This is a genomic window from Halorubrum kocurii JCM 14978 (genome assembly GCF_000337355.1).
GTDB lineage: Archaea > Halobacteriota > Halobacteria > Halobacteriales > Haloferacaceae > Halorubrum > Halorubrum kocurii.
Map to the genome: position 1 here is coordinate 50167 of NZ_AOJH01000102.1, position 15668 is coordinate 65834.

The window sequence follows — 15668 nt, forward strand, 5'->3', positions numbered from 1 at the left end:
TCACGTGAGGTCGGCGTACCAGTCCGGTTCCACGTCTGTTTCGTCGACGGTCTGTGTGACGACTTCACGCATTCGTTCGTGAAATGCCTCCACAGAGAAGCGATCCGCGAAGTTCGCGATCCGATCCGGAGACCACGATACCCCTTGTGACTCGAACGTCGTCACGGAGTCGACGATCGACCGCGGCGCGCCTGACCGAGAGTGATGGTAACCGTTCTTTCCCGAGACGACCTGATACTGTGTCATTCCCTCCTCGACACCGAGCAGTGGAGTTCCCGCCGCAAGCGCTTCCACCGGCGCGATCCCAAAGTCTTCGTCGCGACCGTTGAACACGAACGCTTTCGCCCCTGCGAGCAGCTCTCGTTTCCGCTTTTCCGAAACATACCCGTCGAACTCGACGTTGTCGTCGGCGATCGATTCGAGTTTCTCGCGTTCCGGCCCGTCACCGGCCACGACCAGTCGGTGGCCGGACTCGTTGAACGCTCGAACGATGCCGTCGATATCTTTGTGCCAGTCAAGTCGGGAAAGCGTCAGATAGTAGTCGCCGGTCGACTCGTCGTCTGGTGAGTACTCCTCGGTCGCCACCGGGGGATATACGACGGCCACCTTCTCTTCGGGGACACCCCAGTATCTGACCACGCGCCGCTTCACGATCTCTGAGTTCACGACGAACCGGTCCGGTTTGTGGGTGTTGTGGTCGTACGCGACCCGCATCGCGTAGTACAACAGGAGTTTCAGCGGCCGAAATCGCGACGACGCCACCTCCGCGATCTGATCGGATTGCCGACGATTGGTGTGGTGGATGTACGCCACCCAGACCTGATCGTCCGGCGGAACGTAGAACAGCGGTTCGTTGCCCGACGTGACCAGCACGTCGTACTCGCGGATCGGCTCAGCCAATTGCCAGCCTAACAAGTGTGCGAATTGCCGGAGTATCCCGTCGCGCCCCAGCGCCCACTCAAAGAATCGACCCCCGATGAGTTGCGTCGATTCGATGTCTTCCGGTTCGATATCGGCGTCTCGGTACCCTACGTAGAACGGCGCGTCGGCGAACACTCGGGACAGCTCCCACGCGAGTCGGTCTCCGCCGCCGTTGGCGTGTTCGCCCCAGTGAGCGACTGCAACCGATTTCGGTATCTCGTTAGCGTGTTTTGAGCTACTTCCAGTCATGAATATAACTCAACCGTTACCCGGTGCCGAATCAAACGTGACACGTTCCCACAATCGCACGCAGCACCCGCACAACTCGTTCTAGCGATGTCAGTTCGGTTAATTCTCCGAAAATGTCCATCATACGTGTATCGGTCTCCATCACAGAAATTAAAGCCTCTGTATTAGATCTGACACGCGACATCTGCGAGTTTCTTCAAGGTAGAACGATAATCACAACTTATACGCAAACAGACGATAGAGGTACACTAATCGTATGCTTCCACAACGGTATAATATCGATAGTTTCCTAGATGCACTCCGGAACCCGTCTGAACTGTATGCAGAAGTGGGTAGGCTTCGCGACCAAATCGGTTTTCAATTCACCCATCAAGACGCAATCGACGTAATGGCACAAGATTGGGATTACCTAATTATCCTCGATGCCTGCCGGTATGATATCTTCGAAGAAATAAATTGGATGGAAGGCGATCTGAAGCGGGTTGTCTCTGCGGGATCACACAGCGAGGAATTTTGTGAGCACAATTTTGAGGGAAAGACGTTCTACGACACGGTATACGTCACCGCGAACGCATTCGGCGCCCGAATCGGGGACGGTGTATTTCACGAGCTTGTGTATACTGGTGAGGAAATAAATGATGAGTACGTGGGGTGGCACGCGTTCTCAGAACGAATGGAACCGGAGACCATCTACGACGCGACCGTTGAGGCCGTGGAACGTCATCCGGACAAACGTGTCATCGCACACTTCATGCAGCCGCATACTCCGTACTTAGGGGAACGAGCGGCCGAAATACGGGAACGCGTGGCAGAAGACGGTCTGATCGTCAGGTCTCGACAGCCAGAGAAAGTAGAGCAGTATTCACTAGATGAAGAGAACGTCGTTGTTTCGCTGAAGGAGGCCGCAGAGCGCGGCTTTGTAACCAACGAGGAACTCCGGGAGGTATATGTTGAAAACCTTCGACTTGTTCTAGAATACGTCGAATCGTTGGTGTCGCGTCTTAGCGGTAGGATCGTCATCACTGCTGACCACGGTGAGTATCTCGGCGAAGACGGTAAACTCGGCCACCCGAAGTACCAGTACGCGGAGGTCGTTCGTGAAGTTCCCTGGCTATTCATTGAATCAGGACCACGCCCTGAGATTACTGAGACGATGCCGACTGGGGCTGCCGATATCGACGAGGATGAGATTACGGAACACCTTCGGGATCTCGGGTACAAGGACTGATGTTAGAAAAGCAGTTTTGTTCCCCGTCTCAGATCTATCGTGGCCAAGCAGGGGATGAATCTGACCAGCATCAACGTACACTGGTTGATACTGTTTGTCCACCTTACATCCGATAACATGGTAGAGACCACACAGTTCCTCAAACGAGGGTGGGAGATTCTAAATAGACATGGACCCGTAGCACTCGCAAGCCGATCCCTTACTTTCGTCATAGATTTGATAAAAGACGGATACTACGGACAACTAGCAAAACAGAACTCACCGATAGACTATCACGGAGTCTCTCTTCCGCTGGATATGCCGATCTTTGACAATCACATCCGTCGCGCTTTCGTGACTGGTCTTTACGAGGCAGAAGAAGTGGAACTGATAGATGAGTACGTAACGGGGCAGTACGACCTCATCGATTTAGGTGCATCGACAGGGTTCTCTACCGTTTACGCACTCAACCGGCTAGACGAGAAGTCCCGTACTGTCGCAGTCGAGGCGAATCCGGAAATGATCGATGTTGTCCGCACGGTCCGAGAGCTAAACGATGCCAATCTCAGTATCGAACACGCGGCGTACCGACCTAGCCGCTCGGAGGTGACGTTTCACGTCCATGGCAAAACGGTCAGCGGTAGTACGAAAGAGCAGGGTGAACGCGAGATAACAGTTCCGGCAGTGTCGTTGACTGACCTCCTCTCAAAGTATGGGATAAGGGACTTCGTCTGTTTGGCGGACATCGAGGGCGGTGAAATTGATCTCTTCCGACACGACATGGACATCTTAGAGGACCGATGTGCCTTACTCGTCGTGGAACTACACGAAATAGACGGGATTGCGGCCGAGTCAGTACAGTTACTCACAGACTCCGCGTTTGAGCTTGTCGACAACGTCGGCGACGTCTACGTCTACCGGAACGAGTCTCTCCATCGATAGTCAAGTCTCGTTTCTATCCCGCTAATTTAAGTACACTTAAGAAATCACTCTCAACGATGAGAGAGACCGTAGCGTACCTCGTCGGCGGCGACAACTGGGTTCCGTGCTTCGTCTCCGTCTATTCCCTGCTTGATAATAATCCGGACTCGACCTTCCGTGTGGTCATCTTCACTGAAGAGGATCGCAGCAACAAGTTCTTCGCCAACGTAGATCTGCTTGAGGGAGTTCATGACGATTTTACCGTCGAATATGTAAACATCCCTCTCGACCGATTCAACGCTCTCCCTGAGGAACCGGAGAAAAACGCGATATTTCCCAAAGCGATGTACGCCAAGTTACTTATCCCAGAGTTGTTCCCCGACCCTCCAGAGCAATTCCTCTATCTCGACGCCGATACACTCATTTTGAACAGTCTCACGGAGCTTTTCGAACGCTCCCTTTCCGAAGTGACGGTCGCGGCAGCGCCCGATGTTAAAAACCGGATCGGCGGACTCGATGTCGGCCTAAACAGACAGTATTTCAACGCCGGCGTCATGTACGTTGACCTCAACCGGTGGGTTGAGACGGAGGTCACTCCTACCTGTCTGGACTTTATTCAGAGGCACAAGCCCAGCTATATGGACCAAACAGCATTGAACGCCGTTCTTCATCGGCGCGATGATGTCGATATCATCTCACCGAAGTACAATCTCATTCGTTCGTGGGAAGAGAACGCTGACGAGAACATCGAAGTATCATTCGATTGGGACGATACAGGCATCATCCACTATGCAGGTGTCCCGAAGCCCTGGCACTACCGGGCCAACGGTGAGATTTTTGATCACTGGCTCTCGTACTGTGATAAGACTCCCTTCGGCGACTTTTACCCCCAACATCGTAACCCGAAATTCGTCGAGTATACTGAGAAGGCCTTAGAACCGTTTCCGCGACTCCACGCAATGGCGGAGTGTATTTATCAGAATATTTGATAAATTATTCATTAAATCGTGGGTGATCAGCCCAGTATACTCCAACGCCCCTTCCGACATTTTTTTGCTCATCACCGATACGAATCACATCTTGTAGCCGAGCGCTTCGAGGCGCTCCTCGGTACTCTCAGGTGTGTTATCTTCGTTGTTGCCCGCAGTCGGTGGTTCCGTCGTCGGTTCGTGTGTCTGCTTGTCCGTAGCCATCGTCTCAACCCACGGGACCTTCCGCACGTACGGGTTGATACTTCCCGTATGGTGACCATACTCCCAGTACTCCCCGAACGCTTCCCCGTGATCCGCCGATATCGCGACCGTCTCGGCGTCAATATTCTCCAAGAGAAGCTCTACCTCGTCAAGCACGTATCGCAGTTCGTCAAGGTATGTCTGCCAGATTGTCTCGTAGTCACCAGTCTCACCGAAGTAGCCCCACCAATCGGACTCGTGCCGTTCCAACTCTCGGTTTTCTGCGAGTGCGTTCGCAACGTAGGGGGGATGTGGCTGGAGGTAGTGGAGAATTAGTCGGTCGAAGTCATACTCACGGTTGACCGAGATCCCTCGATTCGTCACGTATCGTGGAGGTGTTCCACCATCTTTGTGGCCGAGTGGCCCAGCTGTCCCGACCGGTTCGTATTCGTAAAGGTATTCGAACCGACCGAGTGACGAGACGTCTACTGTCGGTATTCGACCGAGGAGTCGGTACGCTAAGTTCGAATCATTTTTTAAGGCTGATTCATGATGATGGTTCTGAAGGATTTCTGCCGAAAAGACGTTCGCAGATAAGTACGCGGTATTTTTGATTTCGGACTTGTAATCTTCAGTGAAGGTCTTTGCGATCCACTCCGGTGATCGCCCACCGACCGACCAGATTGAGTCGTTAGTAGTTAGAAAGTCATATTCGGGAGAGACTTCGTTGAGAGCGTCAACCCGACACGTGTCTAACAGTATGAGTACGTCCCAATCTCGATCGAAGACATTCGTTCCGATCGTTGTCAGAGTGTTCGTATATGCGAATGGGAGGCGAAAGGCAAGTTCCGAAATTGTCTTATCAAACGCTTGTTTCGGACTTCGCAAGCCCTTCTTTATGTTCTTCAGCGATAGGTCATGTTTGAGCATTTTCTAGTATTCGTTTAGTTGTTCTACACAGAGTTATGTACTCTGAATCAGACCACTGAACATAGATTGTTCATATGGAAAACAGCACTAAAGATTTCACTAAATCGAACATAATCTGAAGGGGAACCATGCTATCATAGTCTAATGGATGATAACTGGACTAATGGAAGTTCTGATAATACAGAGATTATCCGTCGATTTTATCAACTGGGATGGTCCACCAGCATACTATGATTAGTGAAATACGAAAATTCTGGAAGTTACTAAAACTCGGAGGAATAAAATTGGCAGTTCTACGGACAGTTGAACATGGTAAGCGGACGATTTACAGTAGGATTGGGGTCTCTAGATACATCCAATCAAGACTCCTAGTTGGCGGGCCCGCAATGCCTCTCCATGCGTGTTATGTTCTACTCTATCGACTACTAATTAGTCAGTCCACATCAGACCAGGTAGATGTGATGGAGCAGGACTGGGATAATCTAATTCTCTTGGATTCGTATCGAGCAGACTATTTTACTGAATACTCATCTTTTAAAGGTAATCTATCCACGAGAGTTTCAAAGGGAACATGGAGTCTTGAATTTATTGTAAAGAATTTTCAAGATAAGACATTACACGATACAGTTGTAGTTACTTCCAATCCATATTACCAACGCTATTCAAAGCTTGGTCAGGATACGTTCCATTCGATTAAATACTGCGAGAAAACAGTTGGTATAGAAAGTTTCAAACAGGTATCACAGCTTGCATTTGAAGCTAGCGAGGAGTTCCCGAACAAACGGCTCATTATTCATTATATGAAACCACATACACCACATATAGGCGAGACCTCAGATAAGCTTCGAGCAAAATTCGGTGACGTATTTCCGGGAATGTTCATGCTGTACCGGTCTGGTGTAATTACGAAAGGCACTCTTGAGCAGTCGTACGTTGACACCATCAATATGATTGAACCTGAAGTTCAAGACCTACTTGACAAGTTGGATGGTAAGTCAGTAGTGAGTTCTGACCACGGGGAAAACCTTGGAGAGAGATACCATGGGATGACCCAGACCGGCCATGGTAGCCCAACACCTGAGTGTTATCGTGTTCCTTGGCTTGAACTGGAACACGAGACACGCCGACAGGTATCAGAAGACTCCCCAGAGAAAATTTCTGCTGTTGACGAAGAATCAATAGAAAATAACCTCCGTGCCCTCGGATATAAATAACATTTTTGTGTTTCACGGCGGTGTTGAAACAGAGTCGTGATCACTGTCAACCACGGAGAGGCGTTTGGCAAGTATGGAGTGTTGGGGGTACAAAATCGGAGCGTTACATCCGAAGATTCGGAACGTTCTATGGGTACTTAAATCCGTGAAAGATACCGAAACGCACGAGTCCGTCTTCAAATAGCCATCAATTCCAAGATGGTTCAAAAAGTCGACAATCAACTAGAAGCGCTCAGATACAGGGTCTGACTCCGGATGGTGTGCGAGCAATCTTGCCAGCAGAACCACAGCGTTATTATCTCTGTACCAGTTCCCTGAACTATGCGCCATCACCTCCGCAAGGCCCGAGAAGTGTACGCCGAAGGCGGGGTTCTGGAAACTGCGAGGAGTGCCATCCGATATCTCCCTGTTGAGCTCAACAACGCCGTCTTTCGATTACAGCACGGCAGCGGAACCCACGTGATGGACGAAGACTGGGATAACCTGTTTATTTTAGACGCCTGTCGGTTCGATATGTTTACTGAGTATGTGGACTTGGAAGGTATACTAAAGCCCCGTATCTCGTTAGGTTCCAGTAGTGAGGAATTCATGGAACGAAATTTTGCAGGAGCGACCTTTCATGACACAGTATATATAAATGCTAACCCGTATATTGCCAAACTCGGACTAGATAACGGAACATTTCACGCAGTTATTAATTGTCTAGATGCGTGGGATGATAACTTGGAGACGGTTCCGCCGGGTCCAGTTGTAGAGGCTGCGCGGGACGCGATCTCGGAATTTCCCGACAAACGGATAATTGTCCACTTTATGCAGCCACACGCTCCCTTTATTGGCGATGCTGGTCGTGAGATCGGAGGTGGTGGATGGACGATGGACCGAGACATAGATTCAAGCGCGAGCATTTGGGAACGCGGGAGGGCAAACGATGTCAGCGACGAAGCCATCTGGAAGGGGTACGTGGAAAATCTCGAACTAGTGATCGACGAACTTCGTCCCTTACTTTCAGAGGTGGATGGTAAGTCCGTGGTGACGTCGGATCACGGAAATCTGGTCGGCGAACGCCTGTCACCGATACCGACCCGGAAAAAGTACGGCCACCCATATGGTGTCCACACAGAGGAGCTGGTGAAGATCCCGTGGTTCGTCGTCAACGACGGGAGGCGACGTGATATTAATGAAGACCCACCTGTTGAACAGGGAACTGTTTCTGAGGAAACAGTAACAGAGCACCTAGAGGCGCTTGGATACAAATGAAAACAGCAATATACGGGAATTTTTTAATGATTCTTATTCCAGCTGAGTTTACACCTCAAAAAGTACGTAGAAAACTCCGATCTGACGGGATCACCAGCACAGCCGTCACAGCCGCGGACCTATTCGTTCGAAAACGAGTCGGACATCGACTTCTCAATCCACTGGTTGAGCGTGGGATTATTCGTGTTTTACCGCGACACGAGCTCAAGAACCGGGCTAAGAAAACCCTCAATGTTGGTGATGGGGCGAAAAGCGAACCCTCTGTGTTCGTTTCTGCTATTGAGACTGGATATCTTCTTGGTGAGACGGGGCTTGCGATGACTTCGGGGTTTGAAGTAATTTTGGAAAGCGCAGACACGCCCGACCACGCTCGACAGGCCTTAATGGCGATGTGCTCTCGAGAATTGTTCTTCGGTCGCCTTCCCTTTCAAGGACTGATCCGTAAGACTCCTCCAAAAGATCTCCCAGTGCTTGATACAGTCGCGCCATTAATACCGCGGTACCCGACGAACTACTATCACTGGATGGTAGAGACGGCCCCAAAGATCCGATATCTCCGGATGTTCGAACAGCAGACCGGTACTGACGTGACAGTCCTCGTTCCCAATAATGCCCCGCCGTTCGTTAAAGAAACCTTGACCCATCTTGGGTGGCCGGTGGAGCAAGTCACGTTTGCGACGGAACCGATTTACGAGGTCCAGAACCTCATTTTATCCCCGTACCCAGAACGTTCAAGAACAGAACTTAACTGGCTACGCGAAACTATTCTTAACAGTGTTCTAAACGAGCGAAGAATGGCTGACTCAGACTCCAGAATATACGTTTCACGCTCCAATGCGATTTCAAGACGGGTAGTCAACGAGAACCAGGTGATGGAGGTGCTCAAACCCTATGGATTTGAGCGATATCACCTCGAGGACCGATCACTCGCAGAGAACGTGCGACTGTTCAACAGCGCAGATATGGTCATCGGACCGCACGGTGCGGGGCTCACCGATATCATTTTCACCGAAGACTGTACGCTTGTCGAGCTTTTCGGTGCTCGTTTGAACAAGGTCTACGAAAAACTCTCGAAGACGCTCGAGATAGAGTACAACCCAATGTACTGTCAATCAGAGGGTGCAGACATCATCGTAGACACAGCAGCATTAGAAGAACAGATGAATACAATAACATAAGAGTAATACTACCTATGTCAGCGTAGATGAAAAGAGTTTTTTTATCAATCCACTACCCGAGACCAGACAGTAAATGAAGAACCACTACACACTTGAAAACCTCAGACGAGCTCTGAACAACCCCGGTCTGATAGCCCGTGAAATCCTTCGTTTAGTGAGCTGGCCGATCCACCGAGCGTACGGCAGATACACGAATTCACAGTACGACGACGTGAGTATCGATGTGATGGACGAAGACTGGGACAATCTCATTCTCCTTGATGCTGCGCGGTACGACTACTTTGAGGAGTTGAGTGATCTCAATGGGGAGTTACAGAAAGCGGTTTCACGCGGGAAGAAGAGCTGGGAGTTCATCGAGGAGAACTTCGTCGGCCGAGAACTCCAAGACACCGTTTATGTCACCGCGAACCCGTTTTCGACGGATATCCCCGAAGGCACGTTCTTCGACATCGAACACCTCCACGCGAGCCGGTGGGACGACCGGATCGGGACCGTACAACCTGATGAGGTGGTGGAGGCCGCCATAGAGGCACATGAACGCTACCCGGACAAGCGGCTCATCGTTCATTTCATGCAGCCACATCGGCCGTACGTTGGAGAGACGGCGGACAAGCTTCGTGAGCGGCTCGACTTACAGGGGTACGGGAATCACGACGAGGGCATCCAAATTTGGGGGGCGGTAAAGCAGGGAGATGTTTCGATCGAGGAAATCCGCCAAGCATACACCGAGAGTACCGAAATCGCCCTCCAAAACATAGAGGAACTTCTGGAGGCGGTTCCTGGAAAGTCCGTCGTAACCTCCGACCACGGAGAGATGCTTGGTGAACGAGTATTCCCTTTTACCTCACGAGTTTGGGGACACATGGAGGGTTTCGATACACCCACACTCAGGGAGGTACCGTGGTTGGTAGTGGATTCGCCTCACAGACGTAAGGTAACCTCCTCTGAGCCGATCGAATCGGAAGTGCCACTCAGGGACTCTGAGATAGCAGAACGACTTGATGCACTGGGTTATTCAGATTAAGATGGTGCTTTGTCACAGGGAGTAGCCGACGACATAGAACCATCGCAAATGAACAAGTAAGAATAGTTGGAGCGACTTGAACTAGATAGATATACAATATGCGTTTGGGCCAAACTTCGTTACTCTATTTTTTATCAAAAGTTTCTGGATCACTGCTCGGAGCCTTAGCTACGGTTTACATCGCTAGAATCCTCGGAGCCGAACCGCTCGGTGTCTATCATCTTGTTATCGGTCTCGTATCTTGGTTTGCTATTCTGGGACGCGTTGGTGTTTCGAAAGCAATTGCCAAGCGCGTCTCTGAGGGTTCGGATGAAGGCGAATATGTCGTGGCGGGGACTGCCGTAATCCTCCTTATGTTTATCTTCGCGGCTGCTGTGATCGTTCTCTTTCGTGGTCAGATTGTAGACTATGTTGGATATCCTGCCACCGGATATGTTGTTTTCATCCTATTCGTCGTATTACTAAACGGGCTTGTGAACTCCTTACTTACTGGCCTTCACCTTGTCCACATCAGTGGAATCCTTTCACCGTTACGGACTGGAGGGCGCGCACTTGCTCAGGTTTCACTTATTATTGCTGGTGTAAGTACTGCAAGTTTATTCATTGGCCACCTGATTGGCTACTTCCTCGTGGTCGGAATTGGGATTTATTATGTCATTCAAAACGTTCCATCGTTCTCCCGACCGAACCGGAGTCACTTTGAAGACCTGTTTGACTTCGCGAAGTTCTCTTGGCTCGGAAGTCTGCAATCTCGCATGTTCAGTTACACTGACATTGTCATTCTCGGATTTTTTGTTTCGTCCGGGTTGGTCGGTGTATACGCCGTGGCTTGGAACGTAGCGCATTTTTTTATCCTGTTCAGCGGCGCACTCAGTACGACGTTATTTCCCGAAATGAGTTCGATATCTGCACAAGGTGACTCACAGGCTGTGGGGCGCATAGTTGAACAGTCGCTGTCGTTCGGAGGTCTCTTTCTTATTCCCGGATTTCTTGGCGGAGCAATTCTCGGAGAACGCGTACTACGAATCTACGGCCCCGAATTTCCAAAGGGAGCAACTATTTTGACTCTCCTGATTTTGGCAAATCTCTTTATGGGCTATCAGGATCAACTGCTGAATACCCTGAACGCTATCGACCGTCCGGAACTCGCATTTCGGGTAAATATTATTTTTATCGCTGCGAATCTCTCACTCAACGCAATTCTTATTTATTTATTTGGTTGGGTTGGTGCTGCTGTTGCAACAGCAGTTTCGGTTGCAATTAGTTTATTTTCTGCTTATTGGTATGTGAATTCGATCATCGAATTTGACACACCTGTTGAAGAAGTAGCGAGACAGTGTTTTGCTGCTATACTGATGTCAGGGGTGGTGGCCGGAGGACTATGGGTCGAAAACTCATATCGTATCTTACGTCACAACGTCGCCACTGTTCTGTTATTGGTTGGTATCGGTTCTGTGGTATACTTTATTTGCTTATTCGGCCTGTCAGCACAATTCCGTGAAGCAGTGGATCGTAACTCTCCAGTTGATCTCCCGTTTGTTCCCCGGTAATCGGAATGAGTGGTATCAGCTGAGGTGGTATCGGAAATTCAATTAAACAGAATCGCAGTACTCACGTAGCCCTGTAGATTGAGTTAGATGAAGGTATTTACCGAGGTAGATATATCGGTGTACCATGCAAGCAGTCGTACTCGCCGCGGGCAAAGGAACACGCCTCCGACCGCTCACGGATGACAAACCGAAGGTGCTCGTCGAGGTCAACGGCACGCCCCTCATCGAGGACGTCTTCGACAACCTGATCGACGCCGGCGCGACCGAGCTCATCGTCGTCGTCGGCTACAAGGCCGAACAGATCATCGACCGCTACGGCGACGAGTACCGCGACGTGCCGATCACCTACGCCCACCAGCGCGAGCAGTTGGGCCTCGCACACGCTATCCTCCAAGCGGAACCCCACGTCGACGGCGACTTCATGCTGATGCTCGGCGACAACGTCTTCCGCGGGAATCTCGGTGACGTGGCCAGCCGCCAGAAGGAAGATCGCGCGGACGCCGCCTTCCTCGTCGAGGAAGTGCCCTATGAGGAAGCATCGCGCTACGGGGTGCTCGACACCAACGAGTACGGCGAGGTCGTCGAGGTCGTCGAGAAGCCCGACGACCCACCCTCGAACCTCGTGATGACCGGCTTCTACACGTTCACCCCTGCCATCTTTCACGCCTGCCATCTTGTACAGCCCTCCGACCGCGGCGAGTACGAGCTCCCCGACGCGATCGATCTCCTCATCCAGTCCGGCCGCACCATCGACGCGATCCGACTGGACGGCTGGCGGATCGACGTGGGCTACCCTGAGGACCGCGACCGCGCCGAGGAGCGGCTGGACGAACTGGCTAATGATGATACTGCGAGCGAAGCAGGTACGGAAAACGAGGAAGGTGCGAGCGACACCGTCGTCGACTCGTGAGTCCGACGTCGCCCGCGCCTGCGATCTCAACCGCCGACCACGAGATCACCGGCGTCTACAACGTCGGCACCCAAGAGGCGTACACGTTCAACGAGATGGTCGCGATGATCAACGACGCGCTCGGCACCGACATCGACCCCGAGTACATCGAGTGCCCCTTCGACGGCTACGTCCACGACACGATGGCCGATTACTCAACATTCCACGAGGCCACGGGCTGGGAGCCAGAAGTTAGCTTCGAGGAGGGCGTCGAGCTGGTGTGTGAGCCGTACCATACAGAGTAGTTCGCTAGTAGAATACGGATCGCCTCATCAGAAGCCGAGCATTAGCCACCACCAGTGTGGAAAAGTAATAGAATTCTATCATAAATATAGTAGAGCAAACAGGATGATCCTCATGGAGATCGTTTTCTACGTCGTCATGATCTGAGAGAGCAGTATAATCGCTGACGAGCGACGTGGCCGTCGCTGGGTGGTCGAATCTGATAAAGAAGTGCCGCAAAGGTCGGCCCGTGAGGGCCGATGGTTAGCGAGTGTGGTGAGTCGCTGCTGCGTTACTCGGTACGCCGCGTCGCGAGGAGCGCAGCCGCGATGAGCGCGACGAGGGCGACGAGCGCGCCGAAGCCGGGCGTGCTGTCGTCCGTGCCGCTGTCGTCACCAGTGTCGTCGCCGGTGTCGTCGCCGGTGTCGTCACCAGTGTCGTCGCCGGTGTCGTCGCCGGTGTCGTCACCGGTGTCGTCACCAGTGTCGTCGCTGGTGTCCTCTTCGATGGTGAGCGTGCCGGTCGCCTCGTCGTCCTCGGTGGAGACGCCGTGCTCGTAGTCACCAGCGTCGAGGCCGGAGGTGTCTGCCGTGAACTCGACGGTGGTGCTGCCACCACTCTCGAGCGTCACGTCCTGACTGTCGAGCTCGTCGCCGTCAAGCGTGAGCGCGACAGACTGGGTTCCCTCGGCGTTGCCGGTGTTCTCGATCGTCGCGGAGACGGTCACCGAGTCACCAGCCGTGGCGGTCGCCTCGGCCGGTTCGAGGTCCGAGACCTCGAAGGTCGTGACTTCCTCAGTCGACTCAACAACCGTTCCGTCAGCCTCAGCCTCCTCTGCGAACGGGCTGTTGCGCGTGGTGACGGTGAAGTTGTTACCGACAGACGCGTCACTGAAGTCAAGCTCATCGGCCGTGAACGAGCCGTCAGCTGCGACTTCAATATCGGATGCACTCACGACGAAGCCAGGCGTGACGTCGTCGTCAGAGCGGGCCCGAATGTTCAGCGTGTTGCCGGGCGCGACGTTGGTCGTGCCGGAGATGGTCTGCTCTTCAGCAGCCTCGACTTCCACCGGCGTGTCGAAGGAACCTTCAGCTTCTTCGACGCTGAAGGAAGTCTCAACAGTCTGGTAGAAGTCGCTAATCTCGCCGTCTTCGAGCTCGTCCTCATCGGGGTCGAGGAGCCGCTCGTCTTTGATCTGGAGACGCACGTCGAACGCGTCACCGTTCTCGACGCTGCGGTCATTCTGGAGCTCGATGTCATCGGAGTTGAAGGCGAGGTAGTACACGCCGTCACCCTCGATGACCGAGATGTCGTCTTCCATCGCAGCGAGGTCTGCAACCTTCCGGTCCGCGTTCGGCGCCGTGGTGGCCGACGTCTGGCGGATCCGGAGGTCAAGGCCCTCGTTGTCAGCAACGCTCAGCGTTCCGAGGAAGCCGTCCGCGTCAGCGAACACGGCGTCCCCGCTTGTCTCGACACCGGTGTCGATGACGCCCTCGAGGCCAGTCGCCTGAACCTCGTGGACAATCACGTCACCGTTGGCGATCGTGCTCTGCTGCTGAATCGTGTCGTTCTCAGCAGCGGCCGCAATATCGTCAGCATCCTCGATATCCTCGAAGCTCTCACTCGAGGCCGTCCAGACGTTGAACTCGTCAACCGAGCGCTCCTGGATCTCCAGGTCGCCGACGGTGTCGGAGTTATCATCGTTAATCTGCTCGAAGCTCGTTCCGTCGAGCTCCATCGGGTACGTACCCGTCGCGAGGATGTCATCGAGACCCGTACTGCTCTGGCTCTCGAGCGTGACCGTCGGGTTCACGTCATCATCGTCGTGCTCGCTCTCGAGCGTGACGAGGTCACCGCGGTCGGTGCCAGCAGCGTACGAGTTGAAGCCGAGCGTGACACTGTCGGCGCCATCAGCGTCGACAGAGACGTTCGCGGAGTAGCCAACCTCGTCCTCATCGCCGATACGGAGGAAGGCCTGGTCTTGGTCACCCTCGAAGTTGATGGTGAGGTCCGCCACGTCACCCTGGTCGACAGTGACGAAGCTGTTTTCGAATTCGACGTCACCCTCACCGATCTCGTTGACGGTGACGGTGGCGCTGTCTTCAGCGTCCGTGTCAGTCACGGCCACATCGACCGACACGTTGCCGGCGTCAACATCGGTGAAGTCGATGTCGTGGTCGCCCTCAGCGTCGGAGACGACGATGCCGTCGTCCGAAACGGACTCAACCGTCCCGGCGAGGCTCGTGCCGTCGTTCTCGGCGAGCGCGGTGTAGTCTTCCTCATCGAAGCCGTCAATCGAGAGCTCGACCTCGTAGGTGTTACGGAGGTCAGACTCGATTGACAGCGTGCTGACGGCGTTGTCGCCGCCGTTGTCGACTTCAGTCGGATCGAACTCGGCCGTCACCTGCTGCTGGACGAGCTCGAACTCACTGTTCGCCTGCGTGACATCGCCGCCACGCAGGAAGTAATCGGCCGTTTCACGGCTGGAGGTGTCGAACTGAACGTAGAGTCCGTCCGCGTCCTCCTGCACCGTCAGCGTCGCAACAGGCGTCGACTCATCGCCGTCAGCACGGCGGAGCTGGACGTTGTCGCCAGCTGCGAGACCCTGGTTGTCAACGCCGACAGCGACGGTCTGTCCGGCGTACGTGAGCTCACCCGAGAGCTCGCCAACGTTGGCGAACTCGAGGTCAGCGTTCCGGCCGTCGTCGCTGCCGTCGTCACCGTCACCGCCGTCAGTACCGTCGCCGGTACTCTCGACGGTGACGCTCGCGTCATTAACTGCGGTGACGTTGTAGGGGTTACCCGATTCGTCACCGATGTCGTTGACGGTCGTGGTCAGGTCAGCGCCTGTCTCTTATACACATCTCTGATGGC

At 53.1% G+C, this 15668-nt stretch carries 12 protein-coding genes and 1 pseudogene; 10 read left to right on the forward strand and 3 right to left on the reverse strand.

What is annotated here, in order from left to right; translation table 11 throughout:
• Positions 1-1170 (reverse strand): glycosyltransferase, encoded by a 1170-nt coding sequence (locus C468_RS16340; protein WP_049912303.1) that lies wholly within the window; start codon positions 1168-1170, stop codon positions 1-3.
• A gap of 388 nt (positions 1171-1558) precedes the next feature.
• Here C468_RS16340 and C468_RS16345 point away from each other — a divergent pair, with 388 nt between their 5' ends.
• The 3 genes from C468_RS16345 to C468_RS16355 all read left to right on the forward strand — a co-directional run bounded on the left by C468_RS16345 (position 1559) and on the right by C468_RS16355 (position 4287).
• A complete protein-coding gene (locus tag C468_RS16345; RefSeq protein WP_008850011.1) occupies positions 1559-2398 on the forward strand; it encodes a hypothetical protein in 840 nt (279 codons plus the stop codon).
• A 117-nt stretch (positions 2399-2515) separates the two neighbouring features.
• Positions 2516-3319 (forward strand): FkbM family methyltransferase, encoded by an 804-nt coding sequence (locus C468_RS16350; RefSeq protein WP_161609735.1) that lies wholly within the window; start codon positions 2516-2518, stop codon positions 3317-3319.
• Between the two features lie 56 nt (positions 3320-3375).
• Complete coding sequence (locus C468_RS16355; RefSeq protein WP_008850013.1) at positions 3376-4287, forward strand: glycosyltransferase family 8 protein; 912 nt, start codon at positions 3376-3378, stop codon at positions 4285-4287.
• An 84-nt stretch (positions 4288-4371) separates the two neighbouring features.
• On the opposite strand, the gene C468_RS16360 is transcribed toward C468_RS16355, so the two are convergent.
• Positions 4372-5400, reverse strand: coding sequence for a hypothetical protein (locus C468_RS16360; protein ID WP_049912304.1), 1029 nt, complete (start codon positions 5398-5400; stop codon positions 4372-4374).
• Between the two features lie 461 nt (positions 5401-5861).
• Between C468_RS16360 and C468_RS18275 the strand changes: the two genes are divergently transcribed.
• The 7 genes and pseudogenes from C468_RS18275 to C468_RS16380 form a co-directional block, all read left to right on the forward strand.
• Positions 5862-6614 (forward strand): hypothetical protein, encoded by a 753-nt coding sequence (locus tag C468_RS18275; RefSeq protein ID WP_152422955.1) that lies wholly within the window; start codon positions 5862-5864, stop codon positions 6612-6614.
• Between the two features lie 321 nt (positions 6615-6935).
• Positions 6936-7871, forward strand: coding sequence for a hypothetical protein (locus C468_RS17735; RefSeq protein WP_080510669.1), 936 nt, complete (start codon positions 6936-6938; stop codon positions 7869-7871).
• Positions 7868-9049, forward strand: a complete 1182-nt coding sequence (locus tag C468_RS16365) for a glycosyltransferase family 61 protein (protein WP_206536749.1) — start codon at positions 7868-7870, stop codon at positions 9047-9049. The genes C468_RS17735 and C468_RS16365 overlap by 4 nt, the downstream gene beginning before the upstream one ends.
• 73 nt (positions 9050-9122) lie before the next feature.
• Positions 9123-10073 (forward strand): hypothetical protein, encoded by a 951-nt coding sequence (locus C468_RS16370; RefSeq protein WP_241431025.1) that lies wholly within the window; start codon positions 9123-9125, stop codon positions 10071-10073.
• Positions 10074-10171: 98 nt separating this feature from the next.
• Positions 10172-11623 carry an oligosaccharide flippase family protein gene (locus tag C468_RS17740; protein WP_008850018.1) on the forward strand — a complete coding sequence of 484 codons (1452 nt, stop codon included), beginning with the start codon at positions 10172-10174 and terminating at the stop codon, positions 11621-11623.
• A 124-nt stretch (positions 11624-11747) separates the two neighbouring features.
• Positions 11748-12533, forward strand: a complete 786-nt coding sequence (gene aglF, locus C468_RS16375) for a UTP--glucose-1-phosphate uridylyltransferase AglF (protein ID WP_049912306.1) — start codon at positions 11748-11750, stop codon at positions 12531-12533.
• Positions 12526-12817: pseudogene (locus C468_RS16380) on the forward strand (NAD-dependent epimerase/dehydratase family protein); the annotation flags it as partial. The gene aglF and the pseudogene C468_RS16380, both read left to right, overlap by 8 nt.
• Before the next feature lie 269 nt (positions 12818-13086).
• Here C468_RS16380 and C468_RS16385 read toward each other — a convergent pair.
• Positions 13087-15324: a BGTF surface domain-containing protein gene (locus C468_RS16385; protein WP_008850021.1), complete on the reverse strand. Its 2238-nt coding sequence runs from the start codon at positions 15322-15324 to the stop codon at positions 13087-13089.
• Positions 15325-15668: the final 344 nt, after the last annotated feature.

Excerpts from the sequence above, each read along its gene's own strand:
- C468_RS18275 (WP_152422955.1), top strand. The coding sequence starts at position 5,862 with ATGGAGCAGGACTGGGATAATCTAATTCTCTTGGATTCGTATCGAGCA.
- C468_RS16350 (WP_161609735.1), top strand. The coding sequence starts at position 2,516 with ATGGTAGAGACCACACAGTTCCTCAAACGAGGGTGGGAGATTCTAAAT.
- C468_RS16340 (WP_049912303.1), bottom strand. The coding sequence starts at position 1,170 with ATGACTGGAAGTAGCTCAAAACACGCTAACGAGATACCGAAATCGGTT.
- C468_RS16370 (WP_241431025.1), top strand. The coding sequence starts at position 9,123 with ATGAAGAACCACTACACACTTGAAAACCTCAGACGAGCTCTGAACAAC.
- C468_RS17740 (WP_008850018.1), top strand. The coding sequence starts at position 10,172 with ATGCGTTTGGGCCAAACTTCGTTACTCTATTTTTTATCAAAAGTTTCT.
- C468_RS16365 (WP_206536749.1), top strand. The coding sequence starts at position 7,868 with ATGAAAACAGCAATATACGGGAATTTTTTAATGATTCTTATTCCAGCT.
- C468_RS16360 (WP_049912304.1), bottom strand. The coding sequence starts at position 5,400 with ATGCTCAAACATGACCTATCGCTGAAGAACATAAAGAAGGGCTTGCGA.
- C468_RS16355 (WP_008850013.1), top strand. The coding sequence starts at position 3,376 with ATGAGAGAGACCGTAGCGTACCTCGTCGGCGGCGACAACTGGGTTCCG.
- C468_RS17735 (WP_080510669.1), top strand. The coding sequence starts at position 6,936 with ATGCGCCATCACCTCCGCAAGGCCCGAGAAGTGTACGCCGAAGGCGGG.
- C468_RS16345 (WP_008850011.1), top strand. The coding sequence starts at position 1,559 with ATGGCACAAGATTGGGATTACCTAATTATCCTCGATGCCTGCCGGTAT.
- aglF (WP_049912306.1), top strand. The coding sequence starts at position 11,748 with ATGCAAGCAGTCGTACTCGCCGCGGGCAAAGGAACACGCCTCCGACCG.